20 protein-coding genes are annotated in these 21534 nt (G+C 56.8%); 12 read left to right on the top strand and 8 right to left on the bottom strand.

Annotated elements, in window-relative coordinates; all coding sequences use genetic code 11:
* The first annotated feature begins 68 nt into the window (after positions 1 to 68).
* The 5 genes from adk to LNA76_RS07085 all read left to right on the top strand — a co-directional run bounded on the left by adk (position 69) and on the right by LNA76_RS07085 (position 4544).
* Positions 69 to 725 (top strand): adenylate kinase, encoded by a 657-nt coding sequence (gene adk / locus LNA76_RS07065; RefSeq protein WP_094196372.1) that lies wholly within the window; start codon positions 69 to 71, stop codon positions 723 to 725.
* A gap of 63 nt (positions 726 to 788) precedes the next feature.
* Positions 789 to 1553: a 3-hydroxyacyl-CoA dehydrogenase gene (locus tag LNA76_RS07070; RefSeq protein WP_108727303.1), complete on the top strand. Its 765-nt coding sequence runs from the start codon at positions 789 to 791 to the stop codon at positions 1551 to 1553.
* Between the two features lie 18 nt (positions 1554 to 1571).
* A complete protein-coding gene (gene murJ / locus LNA76_RS07075) occupies positions 1572 to 3125 on the top strand; it encodes a murein biosynthesis integral membrane protein MurJ (protein WP_094196370.1) in 1554 nt (517 codons plus the stop codon).
* 56 nt (positions 3126 to 3181) lie between these two features.
* Positions 3182 to 3445, top strand: a complete 264-nt coding sequence (gene rpsT / locus LNA76_RS07080; protein WP_094196369.1) for a 30S ribosomal protein S20 — start codon at positions 3182 to 3184, stop codon at positions 3443 to 3445.
* 157 nt (positions 3446 to 3602) lie between these two features.
* Entirely contained in the window at positions 3603 to 4544 is a 942-nt protein-coding gene (locus LNA76_RS07085; RefSeq protein WP_230018608.1) for a 2-hydroxyacid dehydrogenase, read from the top strand.
* Between the two features lie 55 nt (positions 4545 to 4599).
* Here the strand turns inward: LNA76_RS07085 and LNA76_RS07090 are convergent, their stop codons facing one another.
* Positions 4600 to 4914 carry a DUF3579 domain-containing protein gene (locus LNA76_RS07090; protein ID WP_094196367.1) on the bottom strand — a complete coding sequence of 105 codons (315 nt, stop codon included), beginning with the start codon at positions 4912 to 4914 and terminating at the stop codon, positions 4600 to 4602.
* Positions 4915 to 5166: 252 nt separating this feature from the next.
* Here LNA76_RS07090 and argF point away from each other — a divergent pair, with 252 nt between their 5' ends.
* A complete protein-coding gene (gene argF, locus LNA76_RS07095; RefSeq protein WP_094196366.1) occupies positions 5167 to 6108 on the top strand; it encodes an ornithine carbamoyltransferase in 942 nt (313 codons plus the stop codon).
* 276 nt (positions 6109 to 6384) lie between these two features.
* Here the strand turns inward: argF and LNA76_RS07100 are convergent, their stop codons facing one another.
* The 7 genes from LNA76_RS07100 to LNA76_RS07125 all read right to left on the bottom strand — a co-directional run bounded on the left by LNA76_RS07100 (position 6385) and on the right by LNA76_RS07125 (position 15355).
* Positions 6385 to 7092, bottom strand: a complete 708-nt coding sequence (locus LNA76_RS07100) for a response regulator (RefSeq protein WP_230018609.1) — start codon at positions 7090 to 7092, stop codon at positions 6385 to 6387.
* On the bottom strand, positions 7089 to 9758 hold the full coding sequence (locus tag LNA76_RS07105; protein WP_230018610.1) for a sensor histidine kinase: 2670 nt from the start codon (positions 9756 to 9758) through the stop codon (positions 7089 to 7091). Before LNA76_RS07105 ends, LNA76_RS07100 begins: the two co-directional genes overlap by 4 nt.
* 45 nt (positions 9759 to 9803) lie before the next feature.
* A complete protein-coding gene (kdpB, locus tag LNA76_RS07110) occupies positions 9804 to 11888 on the bottom strand; it encodes a potassium-transporting ATPase subunit KdpB (RefSeq protein ID WP_230018611.1) in 2085 nt (694 codons plus the stop codon).
* Positions 11889 to 11902: 14 nt separating this feature from the next.
* Entirely contained in the window at positions 11903 to 12577 is a 675-nt protein-coding gene (kdpC, locus tag LNA76_RS07115; protein ID WP_094196363.1) for a potassium-transporting ATPase subunit KdpC, read from the bottom strand.
* A 12-nt stretch (positions 12578 to 12589) separates the two neighbouring features.
* Positions 12590 to 14293, bottom strand: a complete 1704-nt coding sequence (gene kdpA, locus LNA76_RS07120) for a potassium-transporting ATPase subunit KdpA (RefSeq protein WP_205649029.1) — start codon at positions 14291 to 14293, stop codon at positions 12590 to 12592.
* A 137-nt stretch (positions 14294 to 14430) separates the two neighbouring features.
* Positions 14431 to 14586 (bottom strand): K(+)-transporting ATPase subunit F, encoded by a 156-nt coding sequence (gene kdpF, locus LNA76_RS18045; RefSeq protein WP_094196362.1) that lies wholly within the window; start codon positions 14584 to 14586, stop codon positions 14431 to 14433.
* 16 nt (positions 14587 to 14602) lie between these two features.
* A complete protein-coding gene (locus LNA76_RS07125) occupies positions 14603 to 15355 on the bottom strand; it encodes a type 1 glutamine amidotransferase (RefSeq protein WP_094196361.1) in 753 nt (250 codons plus the stop codon).
* A gap of 247 nt (positions 15356 to 15602) precedes the next feature.
* Between LNA76_RS07125 and LNA76_RS07130 the strand changes: the two genes are divergently transcribed.
* From LNA76_RS07130 to LNA76_RS07155, 6 genes are all read left to right on the top strand, one after another.
* Positions 15603 to 16670: a LacI family DNA-binding transcriptional regulator gene (locus tag LNA76_RS07130; RefSeq protein ID WP_125277505.1), complete on the top strand. Its 1068-nt coding sequence runs from the start codon at positions 15603 to 15605 to the stop codon at positions 16668 to 16670.
* Between the two features lie 152 nt (positions 16671 to 16822).
* Entirely contained in the window at positions 16823 to 17788 is a 966-nt protein-coding gene (locus LNA76_RS07135) for an ABC transporter substrate-binding protein (protein ID WP_230018814.1), read from the top strand.
* Positions 17789 to 17816: 28 nt separating this feature from the next.
* A complete protein-coding gene (locus tag LNA76_RS07140) occupies positions 17817 to 18623 on the top strand; it encodes an ABC transporter permease (protein ID WP_094196358.1) in 807 nt (268 codons plus the stop codon).
* 7 nt (positions 18624 to 18630) lie between these two features.
* Positions 18631 to 19443 (top strand): ABC transporter permease, encoded by an 813-nt coding sequence (locus LNA76_RS07145; protein WP_203226742.1) that lies wholly within the window; start codon positions 18631 to 18633, stop codon positions 19441 to 19443.
* Entirely contained in the window at positions 19433 to 20518 is a 1086-nt protein-coding gene (locus tag LNA76_RS07150; RefSeq protein WP_094196356.1) for an ABC transporter ATP-binding protein, read from the top strand. The genes LNA76_RS07145 and LNA76_RS07150 overlap by 11 nt, the downstream gene beginning before the upstream one ends.
* Positions 20519 to 20593: 75 nt before the next feature.
* Positions 20594 to 21427: a phosphodiesterase gene (locus LNA76_RS07155; RefSeq protein ID WP_121738677.1), complete on the top strand. Its 834-nt coding sequence runs from the start codon at positions 20594 to 20596 to the stop codon at positions 21425 to 21427.
* The last annotated feature ends 107 nt before the right edge of the window (positions 21428 to 21534 follow it).

The raw sequence follows: 21534 nt of genomic DNA on the forward strand, positions 1-21534 counted from the left end.
GCGCTCATTATGCTGCAACGCATCATACTGAAGCGAGAATCGGATCGACGCATTTCCTGGAGGAATTCATGCGACTTATACTGCTCGGGCCCCCTGGTGCCGGCAAAGGCACTCAGGCTGCTTTCATCACCGAGAAATTTGGTATTCCACAAATTTCCACGGGCGATATGTTGCGTGCCGCTGTCAAAGCCCAGTCCCCGTTGGGTGTAGAAGCCAAAAAAATCATGGACGCCGGTGGCCTGGTCTCCGATGACATCATCATCGGTCTGGTTCGCGACCGTCTGAAAGAAGCAGACTGTGAGCCCGGCTACCTGTTCGACGGTTTCCCGCGCACGATTCCCCAGGCCGACGCCTTGAAGGATGCTCAGGTCAAACTGGACTTCGTGATCGAAATCGACGTACCGGAAGAAAGCATTATCGAACGCATGAGCGGCCGCCGTATCCACGCAGCCAGCGGTCGTAGCTACCACGTCACGTTCAACCCACCCCAAACCCCCGGTGTGGACGACGTAACAGGCGAACCCTTGCTCCAGCGCGACGATGACCGCGAGGAAACCGTCCGCCACCGCTTGTCTGTCTATCGCGAGCAGACCCGCCCTCTGGTCGATTACTACTCGCAATGGTCAGCCACCGGCGACCCGCAAGCTCCGGCCTATCGCAAGATTTCCGGCGTGGGCAGCGTCGATGAAATCCGCCAGCGCATTGTGGACGCCCTGGCAAGCTAAGCAAATCAAAATTCAGCCGGCCCCAAAAGGGCCGGTTGTTTATTATTCAAGGGAGACAAGCTCATGCAAATCAATAACAAGACTTTTATTGTCACCGGCGGCGCATCGGGTCTGGGCGCAGGCACCGTACGTATGCTGGTTCAAAACGGCGCCCGCGTGGTGATTGCCGACATTCAGGACGAGGCCGGCCAGGCTTTGGCCAAAGAGCTGGGCCAACACTATCAGCGCTGCGATGTGACTTCCGAGCACGATGCCCAGGCCGTCGTGGATCTGGCGTGCCAGGACAGCGCCCGCCCTCTGTTCGGATTGATCAACTGTGCCGGTGTGGCGCCTGCCTCGCGCACCGTGGGACGCAACGGCCCACACACGCTGGACCTATTTCAAAAAACCGTCATGATCAACCTGGTCGGCACCTTCAATATGTGTCGTCTGGCCGCCGCTGCCATGAGCAACAACACGCCTGAAGCATCGGGCGAACGTGGTGTGCTGATCAATACGGCTTCGGTCGCCGCCTATGACGGCCAAATCGGCCAAGCGGCTTACGGCGCCTCCAAGGCGGGCGTGGTCGGCTTGACCCTGCCCCTGGCCCGCGACCTGGCCCAAACCGGCATTCGTGTCATGACGATTGCTCCCGGCATCTTCGGCACCCCCATGATGTTTGCCATGCCTCAGGAAGTTCAGGACTCGCTGGCAGCCAGCATTCCCTTCCCCTCGCGTCTGGGCCGCCCTGAAGATTTCTCCCAACTGGTGCAGAGCATTATCAATAACGAAATGCTCAATGGTGAAACCATCCGTCTGGATGGCGCCATTCGTATGGCACCAAAATAACTTTCTGTATCGGCTCCAATGGGTTTGTTTCGCTCGGCGGCCACGATTAGTGGCCTGACGCTGCTGTCTCGTATCACCGGACTGGCACGCGATATTTTGATTGCCCGCGCCTTTGGGGCGGGTCCGCTTACCGACGCTTTCTGGGTCGCATTTCGCATTCCCAACCTGCTGCGACGTCTGTTTGCTGAAGGGGCGTTTTCGCAAGCCTTTGTACCCATCCTGGGACAGGTGCGCAAAGAGCATGGACAAGACAAGGTGCAGCAATTGCTGGACCGTGTCGCCCTGCTGCTGACCTTTGCCGTCATGCTGGTCACGGTCATCGGCATCCTGGCCGCCCCTTGGGTGGTCAGCGCCATGGCCAGCGGCTTGACCGCCCCCGAACGACAAACCGAATTTGGCGCCGCCATCACCATGACGCGGATGATGTTCCCTTACATCATCTGCATGTCGCTGGTGGCGTTTGCGTCTGCCGTACTCAATACCTGGAGCCGCTTTGCGGTGCCGGCCTTCACCCCTATCCTGCTGAATCTGTCCATGATTGGCGCCAGCCTGTTTCTGGTGCAGTACATGGACACGCCGATTTATGCGCTGGCTGTTGGGGTGATGATAGGTGGTCTGGCCCAATTACTGGTGCAATGGGCCGCACTGGCTCGTCTGGGCCTGTTGCCACGATTCTCGCTACGACTGGGTCAAGCGCGCCGCGACCCCATCGTGCAACGCATTCTTAAACAAATGCTGCCCGCCATTTTGGGGGTGTCCGTGGCGCAGATTTCCCTGCTCATCAATACCAATATTGCCACCTGGCTGCAGTCAGGCAGCGTAACCTGGCTATCATTTGCCGATCGCCTGATGGAGTTTCCCACCGCCCTGCTCGGTGTAGCGCTGGGCACGGTCTTGCTGCCCAAGCTATCGGCTGCCCATGCCAGTAAAGATGACCAGAACTACAGCGGTTTGCTGGACTGGGGCCTGCGTCTGGTTCTGCTGCTGGGCCTGCCAGCCGCGCTGGGCATGGCCATGCTGTCCGACGGCCTGGTCGCCACTCTGTTTCATTACGGTGCGTTTGCCGCCGCTGACGTTGCCCAGACCAAGCTGGCCGTGGGTGCGTACTCAGTGGGTCTGGTCGGCCTGCTGGCCATCAAGATTCTGGCCCCCGGTTTTTATGCCCGCCAGGATATTCGCACACCGGTGCGCATTGCCATTGCTGTTCTGATCATTACCCAGCTCTTTAACCTGGTACTGGTGCCTACCTTTGCCCATGCTGGACTGGCCTTGTCGATTGGCCTGGGCGCCACCGTCAATGCGCTGACCTTGCTGGTCATGCTGCGCAAACGCGGGATTTACCAGCCCAATCATGACTGGTTACGTTTTTTCCTGAAGATTATTCCCGCCCTGGCTGCCCTTGCTGCCGTCCTTGTGCTGGCTGACCGCTATATCGACTGGATCAGCCTGGGAGCCACGCCCTTGCTGCGTGTGCTGTATCTGGGCGGCGTGTTGCTTGCCAGCGGCATTTCTTATTTCGGCATGTTGTTTATCGTAGGCATTCGGCCCTCTTACTTTACAAAGCGGGCTTAGTGTCTTAGAATAATTGTCTTTGCCGATTAAACTTTAAAACTTAGGCTTTACTAAAAATGGCTAATACCGCACAAGCACGCAAGCGCGCCCGCCAAGCAGTGGCTCGCAACAAACACAACGCCAGCATCCGTTCCATGCTGCGTACCGCTATCAAGCGCGTTCGTCAGGCCATTGACGCCGGCGACAAAACTGCTGCTAACGAAGTTTTCCGCAAAGCGACCAGCATCATTGATCGCGTTGCCGACAAGAACATCATTCACAAGAACAAGGCTGCCCGCCACAAGAGCCGCCTGTCTGCTGCTATCAAGGCCCTGGCCTGATTGCTGAAGATTTTTAATGGTTTAATCGGCTCTGGCCTAAAAACCAGTTAGAAAGGGGGTGCTTAGCACCCCTTTTTTATTAGCCACAAAACCATTGCCTGAACATGCAGGCCAATCATGCTAAGTTATGGATTTGCTTGTTCATCAGCGAGTCCCCATGACACGTCCCATCGTGCTGCAACTGGCATCTTTGGCCCAGCACCCTTCTTTTGACGACATTGATCGTTATTTCGAGCGCATTGTCCTCCCGGACCTGAACCAGCTCTGTGCCGAACAGATCGAACGCGTACAGGTACTCCTGACCAGCGCCGTCACCCCCACCCCCGCCTCCTTGATAGACCGCCTGCCCGCTTTAAAAGCGATTTGCAGTGTGGGAGTAGGCTACGACTGCATCGACGTGCACGCCGCCCAACAGCGTGGCATCCAGGTCAGCACCACCCCCGATGTTCTGAACGACTGCGTGGCGGATATGGCCTGGGCCTTGATGCTGGATGCCGCCCGCCGGGTGACGGAGTCCGACCGCTACGTACGTGCCGGCCTGTGGGACAGCCCCAATGGTTTTGGGCTGGGCACTCGGGTCAGCGGCAAGAAACTGGGGATTGTGGGCCTGGGTCGCATCGGCCAGACCATTGCCCGCCGTGCCAGCGGCTTTGATATGGAGCTGCGCTATCACAACCGCCGTCCACGCCGCGACGTCCCCTGGCACTATGAACCTTCCCTGATCGAGTTGGCCCATTGGGCCGACTTCATGGTGATTGCAGCCGTCGGTGGCGACGAGACACGCGGGCTGATCAATATAGACGTGCTGAATGCTTTGGGACCCAAAGGGATTCTGGTCAATATCGCCCGCGGCAGTGTGGTTGATGAAAGCGCACTGATTGCCGCCCTGCAAGAAGGACGACTAGGCGCTGCCGGGCTGGATGTGTTCGAAAACGAACCCCAGGTCCCCCAAGCTTTGCGTGACCTCAAGCAGGTCGTTCTAGCACCGCACACAGCCAGTGCGACACACGAGACGCGTCAAGCCATGCTCTCGCTGGCACTGGACAATATATTGCAGTATCAAAAAACCGGCAAAGTACTGACTCTGCTTGCGGTATAAAAAATAAATCGCCTACCGTTTTAACGGTGGCGACTAGTTGGATGTGCTGCCTTAATCAGGAATCGACAGGGCCCATATTGGTGGGATCAATGCCGCTGGTTTTTAAATTATTATCTTCCGCAAAGCCACAGACAAATTTCCAGGCCAAAGGCTCCAGCTCCCGCAAACGCGCATCGACCACCACACAGCGCACGCCGTCAATCAATCGCGGCACCACATAGGGCGAATACGTCAGATGCCCTCCCATCGCCCCAGCCGGACGGAACTGAGACATTACACCGGCCAAGCGTTCTGCCCAGTCACTGGGACGAAAGCGCTGATCCTGCCGGGTCACACCATGGATTACAAGTTGCTTCACTGGCTCTGTCATAACAATTGATCACTCATCGTGCAGTTCAGGTAGGCTGCACCTTTTCCTTTCTCGCTCCGCATTGTATCCGATCGCGGCCAAGCAAAGCCCGGGATTCAATAAATTAGCCACTTGACAATTTATTGCTAATCATTACCTTACCCTTTCTTTTTATCTTAAAACCAAGCTATTTCCCCTTGTCGTGCACAGGCCGGCTTTGCTCTAAATAGCTGGACAGGTTAAGATGGCTTTCTTTATCCGCAGGATTTTTTTATGGATGCCATCGTGCACGCAGGACCGCTTCGGCACTTTCTGCAATTTCGCGACTTTTCTCACGACGAAATTTTATATGTGCTGGAACGCGCACGCCTGATCAAAGACAAGTTCAAACGCTATCAGCCGCACCACACATTGCACGACCGCACCCTGGCGATGGTTTTTGAAAAAGCCAGCACCCGTACCCGTGTTTCCTTTGAAGCCGGTATGTATCAGTTGGGCGGTTCGGTCATTCACCTGACCACCACCGACTCGCAACTGGGTCGCTCCGAACCTATTGAAGATACCGCCCGCGTAGTTTCGCGCATGGTCGATATCGTCATGATCCGCACCTTCGAACAAACCCGTCTGGAGCGCTTTGCCTCCCACTCGCGTGTGCCGGTCATCAATGGCCTGACCAACGAATTTCACCCTTGCCAGATTCTGGCCGACATCTTCACCTTTATCGAACATCGTGGCGATATCAAGGGCAAGACCGTGGCCTGGATTGGGGATGCCAACAATATGGCTTACACCTGGCTGCAAGCGGCGGAAATCCTGGGCTTTACCCTGCATGTATCCGCTCCTAATGGTTACCACCTGGAGTCAGATCGTACTGGCAACCCGGACTCCAGCATCCTGCGCGAATTTGACGACCCGCTGGAAGCCTGCAAGGGCGCACACTTGGTCACCACCGATGTGTGGACCAGCATGGGTTACGAAGCCGAGAACGAAGAGCGTCGCAAAGCATTTGCCGACTGGTGTGTGGACCAGGAAATGATGGATGTGGCTGCTGCTGACGCCATCTTCATGCACTGCCTGCCCGCCCACCGTGGTGAGGAAGTCACAGGCGAAGTCATCGACGGCCCACAAAGCGTGGTCTGGGACGAAGCCGAAAACCGCTTACATGTACAAAAAGCATTGATGGAGTTCCTGATTCTGGGTCGTTTGGAAGCCTAAACGCTGCCACTCGGAGCAGATTGCTCATTGATGACAAAAGGGGATGCTACGGCATCCCTTTTTTACGCAACAACGTCGCACACCTGCATCCAGGCCATCATTGAAAAAAGCGCTTGAAGATCATTTCAATCGGGCAGGACCTAGCCTGCTTCATGTAAACGACGCGAGACGACGGCTCTGTTGAGTGCTGCGACGATACCAACTACAAGCGACTACAGCCAGACCATGACCCTGTGCTGCGCTGTGCCCCTGATGCTCAGCGCAGCGCGCCCGCCCCTATTCTTCAACCTCCAAACCCGCCAATCGGTAACCAACCTGCAATTCCGTCAACAGATACTTGGGCTGTGCCGCATCCTCTTCCAGCTTTTGACGCAACTGCATCATGTACACCCGCAAATAATGGGGCCGATCACAGTAAGCCGCACCCCATGTTTCATGCAACAAATGCTGGTGCGTCAACACCTTGCCATGACCTCGAATCAAAGCCGTCAACAAGCGAAACTCAATCGGCGTTAAATGTACCGCCTCCCCGTCGCGGAACACCTCGTGGGAGGCCAGATCCACACGGACACCACCGAAGCGAACCAACGATGAGGCTGTCTGTGCGTTCGGGACTAATTGAGAACGCCGCAGCAAGGCCCGAATCCTGGCCAGCAACTCCGGCACCCCAAAAGGCTTGACCAGATAATCGTCCGCCCCCGCATTCAGCGCAGCCACTTTCTCCTCCTCCCTGTCGCGCGCGGACAAGACCAGAATGGGCGAGTAGACCCAGGTGCGCAGATCGTGAATCAAGTCCTTGCCGTCGCCATCGGGCAAACCCAAATCCACAATCATCAAATCCGGGCGACGGGTTGCCGCATCCATGCGCGCTTGCGCCAAGGTGCTGGCCTCAACCACGAACATACCTTCCTGTTCCAAGGCGATCCGTACAAAACGACGAATATTGGATTCGTCCTCCACAATCAATATCTGGGTTTTGTTCATGTCAGTAGTTCGTCACCATCCATCTGAGGAGCCGCTTTCCAAGGCAGGCGGATTTCGAAGATCACCCCATGAGGCTGACGCGGCTTGGCGCTGATCGTACCACCATGCGCGGCAATAATTGTTCGGCATAGCCCCAAACCCAAGCCTACCCCTGCCACAGAAGACTCCTTGTACCCCCGCGTAAACGTCTCAAACAAACGCTCGGGATCGCCTGGCGGCAGGCCGGGTCCATCGTCACTGATCAATAAATACATGGATTGGCCAGAACACAGGCCGCGTAGCGAGATTGTGCTGGTAGCGGGGGTATATTTGGCCGCATTATCCAACAGATTCGTCACCACTCGCTCCAGCAACACACCGTCCACCTCGACCAAGGGCAGATCCGTGGCGAACTCGGTCACAATTTTGCGGGGCTGCAAGGCGGCTGCACAGCGGGCAACGGCGATCCCCACAATCTCGCCCAAGGCATGCCACTCTTTATGCAGTTTCACTCCTTCACTTTGCATACGGGCCAAATCCAGCAAGTTAGATACCTGGCGACGCAGTTCGTCAGACTCAATACGGATGGAATGGGCAATATCCGTGCGCTCCGCCTCACTCAAGCCCTTGGGCTGCTCCAAGGTTTCAGCCAAGCCCCGGATCACGGTCAAGGGCGTACGTAAGTCGTGTGAAACGGCAGACAATAAGGTATTACGCATTTTCTCCCCCTCCATGCGCAGCACGGTATCCTGGGCAATTTCCACGTAATGAATCCGCTCCAGAGCCTGAGCCAACGTAAAGCAACAAGCATCCAGCAAGCGCCGTCCGTCAGGAGTGCTTAAAGAGGCAGCAGCCCCAGACTGCACCACCAGGACACCCCGTGGGGCCATCGGGCCTTTCAAAGGCAGGTACAAGGCACTGGCGCCGTTCAGGGTCTCCGTACCATTACCGGCAGCTTCCATATGATCAAACACCCATTGCGCTACCGACAGCTCGACAAAGCCGGTGTGGCGGGTTGCCACCAGTTGGTTCTGTTGATCCGGCACCACCAGCACCAGTTGCATCTCAAACAAAGGCTCCAGCGTATCGCGGCAGACCGCCAGGACCTGCTCCAGGGCCAAGGCCCCCGCCAAATCCCGACTAACACGCGTTAACGCCGCCGCACGACGTTCACCATCACGCGCAGCCCGGGCCTCGGCCTGCAGTTTGGCAGCCAACTGGCCAATAATCAGCGTCACGACCAACATGACGCCAAAGGTAAACACGTATTGGGTATCGGTGACCGAGAAGGAGTAGCGCGGCGCGACAAAGAAAAAATCAAAAAACGCCACTGACAGCAATGACGCCCATGCCCCCGCCAGCCGTCCCAAATGCAAAGCGATAAAGACCACTGTAATCAGGAACAGCATGATGACATTGGAGAGATCAAAAAAGGACAAAAGCTGCTCGGCCAACAAGGTGGTCGCCACGCAAATAATGGAGGCGATGGACAAGGCCTTGCCCTGCGCCATGGGCCGCTCCAGCTCCAAAGGCCGGATTGGTCGCTGAACCGTATCCATGCGCAGGAGCAGCAAACCAATTTCAGGATTACTGCGGGCCAGGCGCTCGGACAGGCTGGTGCGCCAGGGCCAGGCAGAGCGCGCTGAAGAGTTCCCCAGAATCAGCTTGGTGACATTGCGCTGACGGGCATAGGCCAGAATCGTATGCGCCACATCCTGCCCGGCAATATTGGCAAACTCGGCCCCTGCATGCTGAGCACTGGCGGCCAAACGCACCAACGCCTCCTGCGCCTTGATCTGCCCGCTTTCCTGCGGCGTATCCACATGCAGCACAATCCAGGGGGTTTGCAATTGCTGCGCCAAGCGCGCCCCCTCCCGAATCAGGGCTTCCTGAGCACTATCGGCGCTGACGCAAACCATTAACAGCTCACGGGTGGGCCAGACTGTTCGTATCGCATGGGAGATTCGGTAGACATGCACATCGGCATTGACCCGATCCGCCACACGACGCAACGCCAACTCACGCAAAGCGATCAGATTGCCGCGACGAAAAAAATTCTGGCGCGCGTGGGCGACCGAGTCGGCCAGATATACCTTGCCCGCATTCAGACGAGACAACAAATCGTCTGGAGGCAAATCCACCAGCAGGACATCCGCCGCTCGATCAAAAATACGGTCCGGCACCGTCTCCCGAACCCGTACCCCGACAATGCCGCCCACCACCTCATTGAGACTGTCCAGATGCTGCACATTCAGCGCGGTATATACATCAATACCGGCATCGAGCAGTTCCTCCACATCCTGCCAGCGTTTGGCATGACGGCTACCCTCAAGATTGGAGTGCGCCAGCTCATCGACCAGCAGCAACTGATAGCCCGACGCCAAGGCGGCATCCAGATCAAACTCCGTCACTACCCGCCCCTGACGCTGATACGCCTTGCGTGCCAGTACGGGCAAACCGTCGATCAAGGCCTGGGTTTCCTGGCGACCATGCGTCTCTACAATCCCGATGGCCACGGACACCCCTTCGGACTGGCGTTGATGCGCCTCCTTGAGCATGGCGTAGGTTTTCCCTACGCCCGCACAAGCGCCAAAGAAAATCTTGAGCTGCCCACGGCGAGGCTGATGCGGATCCTCGCCAATGACCTGCAACAGCGTATCCGGGTCCGGCCTATCCTCAGGTGACATGAATCTGTGCACTCCATCCAGAAAATAGCTATTGATCTTACGCTCTTATCCGAAAAACGGGGTCAGCAGCATATCAATCAGTTTGATACCTATAAAAGGCGCAATCAGCCCGCCCAAACCGTAGATCAGCAAGTTACGCCGCAGCAGTCTGCTTGCGGGCTCCGCCCGATATTTCACGCCGCGCAAGGCCAAAGGAATCAAGGCGATGATGATCAGAGCATTGAAAATGACCGCAGACAGAATCGCTGTGGCTGGGCTGTGCAGTTGCATCACATTCAAGGCGCCCAGAGCCGGATAGGTGACCACAAAAGCCGCAGGAATAATCGCAAAGTACTTGGCCAGGTCATTGGCAATACTGAAGGTGGTCAGGGCACCACGCGTCATGATCATCTGCTTGCCTACTTCCACCACACGCAAGAGCTTGGTGGGGTTGCTGTCCAGATCTACCATATTGCCGGCCTCTTTGGCCGCCTGGGTACCGCTATTCATGGCCACGGCCACATCTGCCTGCGCCAGAGCAGGCGCATCATTCGTCCCGTCGCCAGTCATGGCCACCAGGCGACCTTCATCCTGATAGCGTCGAATCAATTGCAGCTTGTCCTCGGGCGTGGCTTCGGCCAGATAATCATCCACCCCGGCCTCAGCCGCGATTGCTGCGGCGGTCAGCTTGTTATCCCCCGTAATCATGACGGTCTTGATGCCCATGGCGCGCAGCTCGGCAAAACGCTCCTTGATACCGCCTTTGACAATGTCCTTGAGCTCCACCACACCCAGCGCCTTATTGCCCTCGGCAACGACCAGCGGTGTGCTGCCGCGCCGTGCCACCTCATTGACCAAGGTATCCAGTTCACGAGGGAACACCCCGCCCTGGGACTCAATGTGCGCGCGCATGGTATTGGCCGCCCCTTTACGGATCTGGCGACCCTCAATATCAATCCCGCTCATGCGGGTATGGGCACTGAAGGCAATGGTCTGCGCGCCCTGCAATTGACGGCCACGTAAATTGAAAAGCTGCTTGGCCAGCACCACAATAGAGCGCCCTTCGGGAGTCTCGTCGGCCAGCGAGGCCAATTGAGCCGCATCCGCCAAGGCGTGCTCCGATACCTGCGGCGCGGGCAGAAATGCCGAAGCTTCTCGATTGCCCAGCGTGATGGTGCCTGTCTTGTCCAGCAACAAGACATCCACATCCCCGGCCGCCTCGATCGCACGGCCCGAGCTGGCCAGTACATTGGCCTTCATCATGCGGCTCATTCCGGCCACGCCCACTGCCGACAACAAGGCGCCAATCGTGGTCGGAATCAGGCACACCAGCAAGGCGATCAGGGCCGTAATCGTGACGGGCGAACCTTGGCCGGTCAGCGCGGTGGCAAAACTGGAGAAAGGCAACAAGGTGACGCACACCAAGAGAAAGATCAGCGTCAAGGCGACCAGCAAGATATTCAAGGCAATCTCGTTTGGCGTCTTGCCACGTTTGGCCCCTTCCACCATTGCAATCATGCGATCCAGAAAGGCTTCGCCGGGTTTGGCGGTGACCTGCATCACAATCCAGTCCGACAGAACACGCGTCCCGCCCGTGACCGAGCAAAAGTCGCCCCCCGACTCCCGGATAACCGGCGCTGACTCCCCAGTAATAGCGGACTCGTCTACCGAGGCTGCCCCCTGCAGCACTTCACCATCGGCCGGAATAATCTGCCCAGCTTCCACCAGCACATAGGCACCGGGCACCAGCTCATCGCTGGGGACAGGCCAGGAACGACTATCTCGCTTGGGCTCTTTCAACACTTTGGCCATGACCCGCTTGCGCGTAGATCGCAGCGCATCAGCCTGCGCCTTGCCACGCCCTTCTGCCACCGCTTCGGCCGCATTGGCAAACAAAACCGTAAACCACAACCAGGCAGCAATGGACCAGATAAAACCAGCGGGGGCCTCGCCCTGCCCCATCAAAGCCTGCACACCCAGCAGGCTGGTCAGGATGCTACCCAGATACACCACACACATTACCGGGTTCTTGAACTGCACCCGAGGGGACAGTTTCTTGAAGGCTTCCTTGCACACGGTGCCCCAGGGCACAGCCTGAAACACCGTTGCGTGCTCCGCCTCTTGCGAGGCTTTTAAATCAGTAATAGACATATTGACACCTGCTCCTAACGCACGACGGGCTGGACGCTCTTGGCCATATCCAGCGCAAGATTTAGCTCCAGGACCTGCACACGTGGTTCACCCAGTACACCCAATTGACGAGCATGGGTATAGCGATCAATCAAGGCCAGCACCTGTTCCAGCGACATGCCGCGCACCCTGGCAATACGCGCAGCCTGCAAACGGGCATTAGCCACCGAGATATGCGGATCCAGACCCGATGCCGACGCTGTCACGGCATCGACAGGTACGGGAGCATCCTCTGCCAAACCATTCATCAGACGATAAGCCTTGCTTCGCTCTGCCACGGCATTGAGCAAATTCTTGCTTAATGCCCCTTGATTGCTGCCCCCGCTAGCGGCGGCGTTATAGGGCTGCGAGATACTATTGGATGGATCTGAAGGGTCCACACCCAGGGTCACACTGGGGCGGCCATGAAAATACTCTGGCTGACTGAAATATTGGCCAATCTGGCGTGAACCCACGACTTGGCCATCACGCTCAATCAAGCTGCCATTTGCCTGCTCCGGGAACAAAGCCGTCCCGATGACGGTCGTTGCCAAGGGATAGGCAATGCCGGTCAGAAGCATAAAGAACACAGCCGACAGCAACACGGGACGCAGCAGGCTTTTCACCGTCGGTGCCACTGGGGTTGAAACCATAAATTGATGGGTAGACATGACAGTCAATCCTCAAAAAGTAATGCCATCGAGCATCAACAGGTGCTCCACAATCGGGCCCAGCGCCAGAGCAGGCAGAAAAGTCAGACCGCCCACCACCAGGACCACGAAAATCAACAGTCCAGTAAACAAAGGGGTGGCCGTCGACAAGGTTCCTGGACCAGCAGGAACGGCTTTTTTGGCCGCCAGCACACCGGCCAGAGCCAACAACGGCAATAAAGTCAGATAACGCCCGACCAGCATGGCCAGCCCGATCGTGGTGTTGAAGAAAGGCGTGTTCGCATTGAAACCGGCAAAGGCCGAACCGTTATTGGCTGTACCCGAGGTGTAGGCGTACAGAACCTCGCTGAAACCATGCGGCCCCATGTTCGAGAGGCTGTCCATGGTGGACGGCAGTACGCTGGCCAAGGCCGTAAACCCCAGAATGCTGAAGGCGTGCGCCAGCATGGCCAGCATCACGTACTTCATCTCCCGGGCCTCGATCTTCTTGCCCAAAAACTCCGGGCTGCGTCCTATCATCATGCCCACCAGAAACACGGTCAGAATGGCGTAGCTGACCAGGCTGATAAAGCCCACCCCGATCCCGCCAAACACATTGTTCAGCATCATTTGAGCAATCGGCACCAAGCCACCCAAAGGGGTCAGCGACGCATGCATGGCATCGACCGAGCCAGTAGTAGCTGCGGTGGTCACCGTCGCAAACAGACTGCTTTGCGCCACACCGAAACGCAGTTCTTTACCCTCCAGATTGCCCCCGCCCAGCGTACTGCTTTGGGTCTGATCGACTCCCAAAGGCGTCAACAAAGGATTGCCTGCTTGCTCGGCGCTGTAGATCAGGGACAAAAAGCCGATGAACATCACCAGAAAGGCTGCAAAAAAGGCCCAGCCCTGCCGACGACGAGCCAGCATGGAGCCAAAGGCATAGGTCAGGGCCGAAGGCACCAGCAACATGCTAAGCATATGCACGGTATTGGTCAGCGGCGTGGGGTTCTCAAAAGGGTGCGCCGCGTTCATGCCAAAGAAGCCGCCCCCATTGGTTCCCACATGCTTGATGCTTTCAAGACTGGCCACGGGTCCCAAAACAATCTGCTGCTTGAGTCCTTCCAGCGTGTTGACCACGACCTCAGAACTCAGTGTTTGCGGCATACCTTGCCAGATATAAAACAAGGCCAGCAAGAAGCTGCACGGCAAGAGCAGGCGATACAAAGAACGGGTAAAGTCCACCCAGTAATTACCAATATCAGCCGAGCTTTTACGACTTAAGCCACGGATGAAACCACCTGCCGCCGCCAGACCCGTGGTGGCACTGATCATCATCAAAAAGGTGATGGCCGCCATTTGGGAAAAATTGGACAGACTGGATTCGCCCGAATACGCCTGCCAATTGGTATTGGTCGTAAAGGACACGGCCGTGTTAAAGGCCAAGTCTGGCGTTTGTGCGGCACGCTGCAGGCTGTCTCCGGGAATCCAGCCCTGCACCCGCAAAAGAACATATCCCAGAAGCAACATGGCGGCGTTGCTCAATAAAAGCGCCAGGCCATATCGCTTCCAGGACATTTTCTCTTCAGGATTCACACCCAACAGCCGATACGTACCGCGCTCCATCAAACTGTGATTCGGGCTGCTGAAAAAATGTGCAATCCATTTACCCACCACCACTAACAAGACCGTTGAGACGGCCAAAATAACTAGAAACTGCATCAGATCGTCCAGCATGACAGCACCTCTTACAGTTTCTCAAGACCAAGAATAAATCCGGTCGCCATCGCAAAGAACGCGAACAGCACCGCTAGAAATAGAAAATCACTCATATGCACACCTGTTCCAAACAATGAACACTTGTCGGCCTGAAGTTAAAATTTTTCGGCCTTTATCAAGGCATAGAACAAATAAATAAACAGTCCCATAGAAATCCCTCCTGCCAGAACCGTAAAAAAAGACGCACTCATTCCACACTCCCTCTCAAAGCTGGCTTGCAGCAGACAGAGAAAGTCTAGAATTGGCGGCATAAATTCAGAGCAGTGTTTACTGGCCTGCGTATAAAGACGGCATATGGATTTGGGTGCGGGCAAACCCGGAGCGCTCCAGCAACTGATCTGTCCAGCGCTGGTAAGTCTGTCTGGCAAGAAGATGCAAGGTGCTCACATGCTGATCCAGCCCAAGCAAGATATGGTCAGCATCCTGAGCGGCAGGACCGTATACCTGCGCCAGCTCGTGGCGACCGTGGTCGCACCACTGCCGAATGCTATCGGCAGTCACTTCCAGATGACCTTGAAAAGCCCAATGCGGACCCAAGCCAAAGCCCTTGTTCAGACAATGAGGGCCATACAACGTCCGGCTGGCACCCGAAGGAATCTGAAAAGTGTCGTAATGCCAGTTAAACAGCACAGCACGTCTGGGCAGGCCCATCACACGCTGGGCATAAGGGCTGCTCCAGACCTGGCCCCAGCCTATATTCGGATACGGGCTGCGCTGCACCTTGGCGCCCAGAGAACGGGCCAGAAGCTGCGCCCCAAAGCAATGGCCCAGCACAGGAACATGGCGCTGGACTGCATCCTGCAAAAGCGCCTGTTCACACACTATCCAGGGCAGATCCTCGTTAACACTATGGTCGCTGCCCAAGACGACAATCCCGCTGTAATCACGTGCCAAGACCGGTGCTCTCCCCTCCAGCGGTGACATCAGTAGTTGATAGCAAAGGCCGTTTTTCTCCAGATGATCCAGTAATACACCTGGCCCTTGTGTAGCCTCGTGCTGCAAAACAAGAATGGGTTTCATGACGTGAAAGCCTGACCGCGCAGGCCTGTTGTTCAGGAGAGCCCACTGTAGAATCCGCCGCATCAAGACCAGGATCTGTTTCAGATCCCGCTCGTATAAGTGGCATCAATTTTGGTGAGGAACGATGCTTCCGGCCACGAAACCCGATAAGGTTCTTGGCACCCGGCAGGAAAAAAACCGATTCGTCATTTGCCTGACATATGCCTTTGCTCAAATGTAATCGTTTTCATTTTGACGGCTGAATGTCATGGCCAATGTTGGAATCCTGGATGTTGCCAAGGCAGCGCAGGTATCGGTTGCCACGGTATCGCGTGCGCTCAACGAACCTGAGAAAGTGGGTAAAAAAACCCTGCTGCGTGTGCAAGCTGCCATCCAGGCCCTGGGTTATCAACCCAATGCCTCGGCCCGCAGCCTGCGTAGCCAACGCAGCCGTGTGATTGGTGTGGTCTTGCCTACTTTGCTGAACCCCGTCTTTGCCGAGTGCCTGAAAGGGATAGCCGATACCGCCGCCCATGCCGGCTACGCCATCTTGCCCTTCTTTACGGAATACCACGTCGAACGTGAATCCCAGGCCGTAGCTCTGCTGTTGGCCAGCAATGTCGAAGGCATTGTGCTGGTGGTCTCCAATCCGGCCACGTCCCCGGCATTGGAACGCTTGAGCACCACACCCTGCCCCTATGTACTGGCCTACAACCAGCATCCCGAACACCCTTGCGTCAGCGTCAATGGTGAGCAAGCCATGATTGAGCTGATTGGTCACCTTGCCACCCAAGGGCATCGCCGCATTGCCATGGTGAGCGGACATTTGCATGTCTCGGACCGGGCCCAACAACGCAGTTGCGGTTACCTCAAAGGAATGGAAAGCGCGGGCTTGGCCCCCATGCCGCTACTGGAAGTACCTTTTATGGATCACCCTCCTGAGGACCCGACAGCCCCTGCCTCCACAGAAGGCGGCATTCACTTGGCCAGCGTCGCCCGACTGCTGCGTCAGGCTGATCGGCCTACGGCGGTCATTGGCTCCAATGACCTGATTGCCATTCGTTGTCTGCGAACCGCCCAGCAGATCGGTTTACGCGTACCCCAGGACATCAGCATCATCGGCTTTGACGGCATTGGCCTGGGGGCTGAACTGTTCCCTCGCCCGGCCACCATTGCTCAACCCAATGAGGAAATTGGCCGCCAGTGCATTGGCCTGCTGCTGGGTTCTATCGCCCGGCAGCAAGCTGTCCCGGCTCAAGAGTCGATATTGCTGCCCTACACCTTTGATCCGGGTGAGTCCTGCGCCCCCTCTCCGTTCCAACTACAGGCGCCCTGACAATGCTGTGCCTTCCTTTCCGGGAAACGTTCCCGCAACACCCCTGCTTGCAAGCCATGCCGGCTTTATCTAGACCCACCTACTAACTGGAGTGACCAACCATGAAACACATCCTGAGCACACTGGCCTGCCGCGTCGCATTGCCATTGGCCATGCTGACATTGGGCAATGCGGCCGCCGCACAGACGGCGATTTGCTACAACTGCCCACCCGAATGGGCTGATTGGGCCAGCCAAATCGAGGCCATCAAACAGCACACCGGCATTACCGTGCCTCCAGACAACAAGAACTCCGGTCAGTCGCTGGCCCAACTGGTTGCCGAATCGGCCAACCCGGTGGCCGATGTGACCTATCTGGGTATTACCTTTGCCATTCAGGCCCAGAAAGAAGGCGTGACGCAGGCCTACAAACCCAAGGGCTGGGAGCAGATTCCGGAAGGCTTAAAGGATCCGCAAGGCCACTGGTTTGCCATTCACTCCGGCACCATGGGCATCATGGTCAACAAATCAGCCTTGGGCGATGTACCGGTCCCTGCCTCCTGGAACGACTTGCTCAAACCGGAATACAAAGGTCTGGTCGGTTACCTGGATCCGTCGTCCGCCTTCGTGGGTTATGTGGGCGCCGTGGCCATCAATGAAGCCCTGGGCGGCACGATGGATAACTTTGATCCGGCCATCAACTGGTTCAAGGCCCTGCAGCAAAACAACCCCATTGTCCCTAAGCAAACCGCCTATGCGCGCCTGATTTCCGGCGAGATCCCTATCTTGCTGGACTATGACTTCAGCGCCTATCGCGCCCAATACAAGGACGGAGAAGATGTGGCCTTCGTGATTCCGCAAGAAGGCACGATTGTGGTTCCTTACGTGATGTCGCTGGTCAACAAGGCACCGCACACCGAAGAGGGACGTAAAGTGCTGGATTTTGTGCTTTCCGAGCAAGGTCAATCCATCTGGGCCAATGCCTTCCTGCGTCCGGTTCGCAGCAGCGCCATCAGCGAACAGGCACAGTCGCGCTTTTTGCCTGACAGCGAATACGCCCGTGCCAAGGCAATTGACTATGACCGCATGGCACAAGGCCAGAAACCCTTTGCCGAACGTTACCTGGCCGAGGTCCGCTAAGCGGCCCTCTGAGATGTGGAGTGAGCGTATGCAACGCAAATACCTGTTACCCCTGTGCTCGGCCCCCGCTGTCGCTTTCTTTGCCGCCTTCTGGCTCTTGCCTGCAGCACAGCTCCTGGCACTACCCGCACAAGAAGGCATGCACACCTATTGGGTCGTTCTGACATCAGGACGTTACTTGCAGGCCCTGCTGCAAACGCTGCTCCTGTCTGCCATCGTGACGCTGGCGACCCTGATATTGGGCGCCATGGTAGGAATTGTGATGGCTCGCTATCGCGTCCCTGCCAAGCGTCTGCTGCTCTCCTTGATGACCCTGCCCCTGTCTTTCCCTGGGGTGATTGTCGGTTTTTTCATTATTTTGCTGGGTGGCCGGCAGGGGCTGCTGGCCCAAATTACACAGGGTCTGGGATTGGGACGCGTGACCTTTGCCTATGGCCTGTTAGGTCTGTTTCTGGCCTACCTGTACTTTTCACTGCCCCGCGCCATTGCCACCTACACTGCGGCGGCAGAATCCATCGACCGCAATCTGGAAGAAGCAGCACGCTCTTGCGGTGCCTCGCGTTGGGCCGTCGCCAGAGACGTCTGGATACCGGAACTCGCACCTACCTCCTTGTCCTGTGGCGCCATTGTGTTTGCCACCTCCATGGGCGCCTTCGGCACGGCCTTCACCCTGTCCAGCCGCTACGAAGTACTGCCCATCACCATCTATAACGAATTTACCAATTATGCGAATTTCACCCTGGCCGCCAGCCTATCCATTTCATTGGGGCTGCTGACATGGTTTACCTTGTGGATGGCTCGGCGTCTCGTGCGCGACCCCTCCGTCATCGCGTGAGGGTTCCATGAAGACGATCTCTTCTGGCAGCATGCATCGCCCTGCTCCTTTGCTTTTGGCGGTCACTGGCCTCACTGTTTTGTTTCTGCTGGGTCCCATCCTGATTTCGGTGATGGCGGGCCTGGTCAACAACTATCGACTGGGCCTGAAAAGCGGCCTGACCCTGAAATGGCTGGAACAGGTCTGGGTGAACTATGGCGGTACGGTCTGGCTATCACTGCAACTGGCTTTACTCTGCGTACTGGCTGTCATTGTGCTTGGTGTGCCCTGTGCCTACGCATTGGCTCGCAGCCGCTCGCGCCTGGCCCGAGCCTTTGAGGAACTGCTGACCTTGCCAGTCGCCGTTCCCGGGCTGGCCTCGGCGTTAGCCCTGCTGCTGGCCTACGGCTCCTTGCAAGGTTTTCGGCAAAGCTTCTGGTTCATTTTGGTGGGCCACATTGTGTTCACTCTGCCCTTTATGGTGCGCACCACCAGTGCGGCCCTGCAAAAACGCAGCCTGATTGATCTGGAAGAAGCCGCCCGATCCCTGGGTGCCAGCTTTAGCCAGATCTTTTTCGGCATCTTGCTGCCCGCCATCCTGCCCGCGATTGTGGCGGGCAGCCTGATGGTGTTCACCTTGTCCCTGGGCGAGTTCAACCTGACCTGGATGCTGCATACGCCACTGACCCGCACCCTGCCCGTGGGGCTGGCTGACAGCTACGCGTCGATGCGTATCGAAGTGGGCTCGGCCTATACACTGATTTTCATGCTCGTCATTTTGCCCGTGCTCTGGGGGCTGCAAACACTGGCGCGCTTGCTGGAGAAACACGATGGAAAATAAACACGTCCCGGTACGTATCGAACAATGCGCCAAAACCTATGCGGATGGCACGCGGGGTTTGCATCCCAGCACACTGGACATCGACCCCGGTGAAGTCATGGCCTTGCTCGGGCCTTCGGGCTGTGGAAAAACCACCTTGCTACGATTGATCGCCGGTCTGGAAATGCCAGACGCCGGCAGCCGCATTCTGTTCGATGGGCAAGATGTCACCCATCTGCCTATTGAAAAGCGCGAGGTAGGCATGGTGTTTCAACACTACGCTTTGTTCCCCTCTATGACGGTAGAAGCCAATATCGCTTATGGCCCTAAAATCAAGGGCATGGCACCAACCCTGCGCCAAGAACGAGTCGGCGAGCTGGTCGATCTCATGCGTCTGAATGGCCTGGAAAAACGTCTGCCCTCTGCGCTGTCCGGGGGCCAACGACAGCGGGTCGCCATTGCGCGAGCCATTGCCAATCAGCCCCGCGTCCTGCTATTGGACGAACCCTTGGCCGCCCTGGATGCCAAGTTGAAAATCTCCTTACGCGATGAACTGGCCGAACTACTGCGGCGTTTACGCATCACGGCCATTCATGTCACCCACGATCAGCAGGAAGCCTTTGCGATTGCCGATCGGCTGGCCGTCATGCACGAGGGCCGTATTGTTCAAACCGGTGACGGTGAAAGCCTGTACCGCAACCCGGCCCACCCTTTTGTGGCGACCTTTTTGGGGCGTGTGAATGTACTGCAACGTACAGCGCAAAACCTGCTGAACAAGGATATTCAGCTAGCCGATCTATGCCTGCCCTGCCCCGAGACCTTGCTCGGCACCGATCAGTTGCTGGTCCGGCCAGAAGATATTGACGTTTCCATGAACAGACCAATAGGCTGGGCACAGGCACAGGTGCGTCAACGCAGTTTTATGGGAGGAAGGGTGCAACTGACACTAGGCGTCGAAGGCCAGGCAGACATGATTGCCGAAGTTGATCGGGATCACACAGCGATGGTCGGCAGTATCGTGGGCATTCGGATCAATCCCATAAAACTGATGCCAGGCACCGTGACACACTCCCAGGATGTCCCTAATCAACCCTGATCCTGAACACGCCACTTACCTTCCCCACCGAACCGTTGACACAGAAAGCGCCCACCTAGGGGAGCTCGGAAAAAGATGCTGAAAACACTACTGATTCAAATGACAGACCCGCATATCCGGGAAGAAGGCAGGCTGGCCTATGGGCGCCTGAATACCGCACCCTATCTGAAACAGGCCATAGAGCACGCTCTGACCCTGCCCCAAAAGCCAGATGCGATCGTGCTGACGGGCGATCTGACTGATTTTGGCAGACCGCAGGAATATGCCCACTTGCGCCGCTTGCTTGCCCCTCTAGGAACGATTCCTGTGTACCTGCTGCCCGGAAACCATGACGATCGACAGCAATTACGCGCAAGCTTTCCCGAGCATACTTACTTGGGCAAGACCGGCCCCGTTTGCTACGGCGTGGATATGGGTGAGTTAAGACTGTTGGCCCTGGACAGTGCCGTCGCGGGTGCCAGTGCGGGAAGTCTGGATCAGGAGCAACTGGACTGGCTGGCAGCCGAACTGAGCGCACAGCCCAAGCGCCCCACCGTCATTGCCTTGCATCACCCTCCTTTCAACACCCTGATCGGCCATATGGACAAGATTGGCCTACTGAACGGGGCAGAACAACTGGAGGCGATTGTGCGTCAGCATAGCAATGTGGAACGTGTAATCAGCGGACATTTGCATCGCAATATACAGATCCGCTTTGGTGGAACCATTGCCAGCACCGCCCCCTCTGTTGCCCACCAGGTTTGCCTGGACCTGGCTGAGGATGCCACTTCGGCCTGGACGCTGGAACCACCGGGCTATGCCGTTCATGCACTGAGTAATCACGGCCAGATCGTCACCCATACCGCCACAGTGGGTCAGTTCGATGGCCCATTCGCCTTTCATGAGCCAAGCGGAAAACTGATCGACTGATTCGATGCCCGACGCACACTAAGCGCAGCTTGCGTCTTGCTGGTCTCATCAAACCAAATTGACGATAGGCTCATACCGCTCTGCGTACTCAAGCAAATAGCGACAAC

The organism is Alcaligenes sp. MMA, assembly GCF_020907215.1.
Classification (GTDB): Bacteria; Pseudomonadota; Gammaproteobacteria; order Burkholderiales; family Burkholderiaceae_B; genus Alcaligenes; species Alcaligenes aquatilis.